The sequence below is a fragment of the Pseudomonas sp. P5_A2_2 genome, assembly GCF_054177685.1.
The window spans coordinates 1-3,052 of the sequence record NZ_JBGCUL010000551.1 but is presented as its reverse complement, the minus strand read 5'-3'; the positions used below and the strand labels follow the sequence as shown (position 1 = coordinate 3,052).

Below are 3,052 nucleotides of genomic sequence, written 5' to 3'. Positions count from 1 at the left end.
GCGTCAGGTATTGCATCGGCGATACCCCCACCAGTTGCTGGAAGCGCTCGGCCAACACCGATCTTGAGGTGCTGGCGGTGCGCGCCAGTTCGTCCAGGGTCCAGGCGTGGCAGGGTTTTTTGTGCAAGGCGTTGAGGGCGGCGCCGACGATGCGGTCGCGCACGCCGGCCAGCCAGCCGGTGCGACCTTCACCCTGTTCGTTCATGTACAGGCGCAGCACTTCGATGAACAGCACTTCGGCCAGTTTGGCCAATACCCCTTCGCCGCCGGGGCGAGGCGAGCGGGCTTCGGCGAGGGCATAGCGCACCGAGGATTCCAGCCAGATACCGGCATTCGAACCGCGCACATTGACTTGCACCACGGCCGGCAAGCCTTTGAGCAACATGCCCGCCAGGCGTGTGTCGCAGGCCAGGTAACCGCACACCAACCGGGTGACCGCGCCACCCCCGCCATAGCTCAATTGGCGAGGGCGGCGCGCCAGCACCGCATCCAGTCGCGCACCCGTGGCCGGGGGCAATCCGGGATGTGAGCACATGCGATGGGCATCGCCCTGGGGGAAGATCACCACGTCGCCCGCACTCAGCAGCAGCGGCGGGTCATCGCCCAACTCCACGTAGCACTCGCCCTCGGTGATCAGGTGAAAGATCACCACCCGTTCCGCATCGGGCTCCAGAAACGGCGCGGCGGTGTCGGCGCTGGGCGACTGGTAGCACCAGGGCGCGGTGAACCGGGCGTTGATAAAGATCGCGCCGACCAGGTGCACGACGCGCAGGGTCTGTGACAGAGCGTCCATTGGGGTTTCCCCGTGGGAGGTTCCTGATTGTGAACGCGCCTGCGCGCAACGTGGAATCTCCGGACGATCGGGTAGGGTTGGGCGACGATCGGACAGGACGCCAACGCCGGTGAGGGCGATAGTTTGCCCACAGGGTGAGTGCCGCCCTGCCATCCAGAACAAGAAAAGAGAGGTTGCCATGCCGAAGTTCGTCATTGAACGCGAGATCCAGGGCGCTGGAGCATTATCGGAAAGGGATTTGAAAGCCGCTTCGCAAAAGTCCTGCCGGGCGTTGCGTGAGTTGCCAGAGGTGCAGTGGCTGCAGAGTTATGTCACCGGTGACAAGCTCTATTGCGTGTACATCTCGCCGAGCGAGGAGCAGATCAGGGAGCACGCCCGGGTGAGCGGGTTTCCCGCCAATCGCATTTCCCAGGTCATGAACATTATCGACCCGACAACGGCGGAGTAACCGCGGCCGGACCCGATTCGTGTTTCACCCCAGAGACCGTTTCCATGAGTACACCTATTGATCTGACTGCCTGCAAATCGTCGGCGCTGCCACCGGACGGCGCCGTGGCTCTGGAAACGGACCTGACCGAGTTGATCAACCGGATGAACCGGGCAGGCGACAAGTCGCTGGTGGTGCGAGTGAATACCTGGAAGTGGTGATCACGCGGCGGTGAGCGAAAGCAATGCAAAACCCTGTGGGAGCAAGCTCGCTCCCACAGGGGGGGCTGTGGTGGTCAATGGTATCTAAATCACTACGGCACCACGCGCCTCCAGCAACTCGCGCAACACCGACCGATGACAATGGGCTTCATCCTCGCAATAACAGCCCACGGCCAGGGACGTCCGGTGGGACAGCGCGGCCAGCAGATCAAGCATCTGACTGGCAGCGGGCTGGCTCATCTCGGTCTTGAACTTGCGTCTGAACACCTCCCAGGCCTTGGCGTCTTGCGCAGCCTTGGCCTCGGCCACCAGCTCCGCGCTGGGTGACAGCAACGGCTGCCAGACATCATAAAAATCCCGACGGGCGAAATCCGCTTTCGGTACGCCACGGGGAGGGCGGCGTACCGTGCCCAGGCGCAAACCTTCGTCGGGGCGGCGCGGTGATCCGAGTTGAACGATATGGACCGCCATGGCTACTTGTGCCTCGATTCATCGAACCACTCCAGCGCCGTGCGCCACAGGCAGATGCCCAGGAAGTACGCCGACATCAGCAGCCACAGCCCCATCACCAACGGGTTGATCAGTGGATGGTTGRGCACCAGCGACAAACTGCACAGCAACCAGATGGCCGTCACCGCAATGTTGATAGGCATGAAGCGGCGCACGCGAAACGGGTGCAGGAATTTCATCCGGCTCACGGTCAGCAGGGCCAGGCCAATGACTGTAACGAAGGTGATCCACGGTGACGGGGCGATGATGTACAGGCACAGGGCAACCACGTTCCAGGCGGCGGGGAAGCCCTGGAAGTAGTTGTCCTTGCTCTTCATGTTGACGTTGCAGAAACAGAACAGCGACGACACCAGAATCAGCGACACGGTCAACAACAAGGTGTAGTCCGGCAACGGGATGTAGCGATAGATGAACAGCGCCGGGATAAACACATAGGTCAGGTAATCGATCACCAGGTCGAGGATCGAGCCATCGAAGCTCGGCAGCACTGACTGCACGTTGACCTTGCGTGCCAGCGCACCGTCCAGCCCGTCGACGATCAGGGCGACACCCAGCCACAGCAGGCAATGGGTCGGTTGGTTGTCCAGCAGGGACAGGGTGGCCAGGAAAGCGGTGACCACGCCAGTGGCCGTAAAACCATGGGCACCCCATGCTTTGAGTCTGGCGATGTACAGGGTTGAAATCACGGGGGGCGTTCTCCAGTGAATGAAGCAAGCCAGTTGTCACCTCGCGTACGGGGGCGGTGGCAAACCGGGTCGGGTTGCAGGTATCGACCGGGTATCCGGGAATAAGGTTCACCACCCATGAATCTTAGCTAAACACACCGGACAAATCCGCGCTCGCGAAGGCGCGTCAGCCCAACGGTGCTGGCACATTCACCTGCGAGGTCTATCGTTGCCTGACTGGATAACCCCCCTGCTAAAGAGGACTAGCGTCTGATCAGCACTGAAATCGGGCGTCACCCCGCAGCCTCCTGGGTCGTCCGGTGGCCCTGGTCCGCGCGCCGGATGGTATCGCTGACGAGCTGTTTTTCCAGAAGAATGCCGAGCAACTGGCAATCACCGTCGCAAGGCGTCGGCGAGTCGGGAAGAGAAAGTGAAG

The 3,052-nt window shown here is 61.8% G+C and carries 4 protein-coding genes and 2 pseudogenes; 3 read left to right on the top strand and 3 right to left on the bottom strand.

All coding sequences use genetic code 11. The features are described from left to right. Positions 1-793, bottom strand: a 793-nt coding sequence (locus ACXRVY_RS22110; protein WP_458238239.1) for an AraC family transcriptional regulator, incomplete at its 3' end; no start/stop codon positions are given. Positions 794-971: 178 nt separating this feature from the next. On the opposite strand from ACXRVY_RS22110, the gene ACXRVY_RS22105 reads away from it, so the two are divergent. Continuing rightward, the gene (locus tag ACXRVY_RS22105) at positions 972-1,241 is read left to right on the top strand and encodes a DUF4242 domain-containing protein (RefSeq protein WP_223463028.1); all 270 of its coding nucleotides are present in this window, start codon (positions 972-974) and stop codon (positions 1,239-1,241) included. An 80-nt stretch (positions 1,242-1,321) separates the two neighbouring features. Continuing rightward, positions 1,322-1,455: pseudogene (locus ACXRVY_RS22100) on the top strand (SAM-dependent methyltransferase); the annotation flags it as partial. Between the two features lie 70 nt (positions 1,456-1,525). Here the strand turns inward: ACXRVY_RS22100 and ACXRVY_RS22095 are convergent. After that, positions 1,526-1,912, bottom strand: coding sequence for a DUF488 domain-containing protein (locus tag ACXRVY_RS22095; protein ID WP_223463027.1), 387 nt, complete (start codon positions 1,910-1,912; stop codon positions 1,526-1,528). 2 nt (positions 1,913-1,914) lie between these two features. Beyond that, positions 1,915-2,637: a phosphatidylcholine synthase gene (gene pcsA / locus ACXRVY_RS22090; RefSeq protein ID WP_458238238.1), complete on the bottom strand. Its 723-nt coding sequence runs from the start codon at positions 2,635-2,637 to the stop codon at positions 1,915-1,917. Positions 2,638-2,921: 284 nt separating this feature from the next. On the opposite strand from pcsA, the pseudogene ligD reads away from it, so the two are divergent. Continuing rightward, a pseudogene (gene ligD / locus ACXRVY_RS22085) lies at positions 2,922-3,050 on the top strand (non-homologous end-joining DNA ligase LigD); the annotation flags it as partial. Between the last annotated feature and the right edge of the window lie 2 nt (positions 3,051-3,052).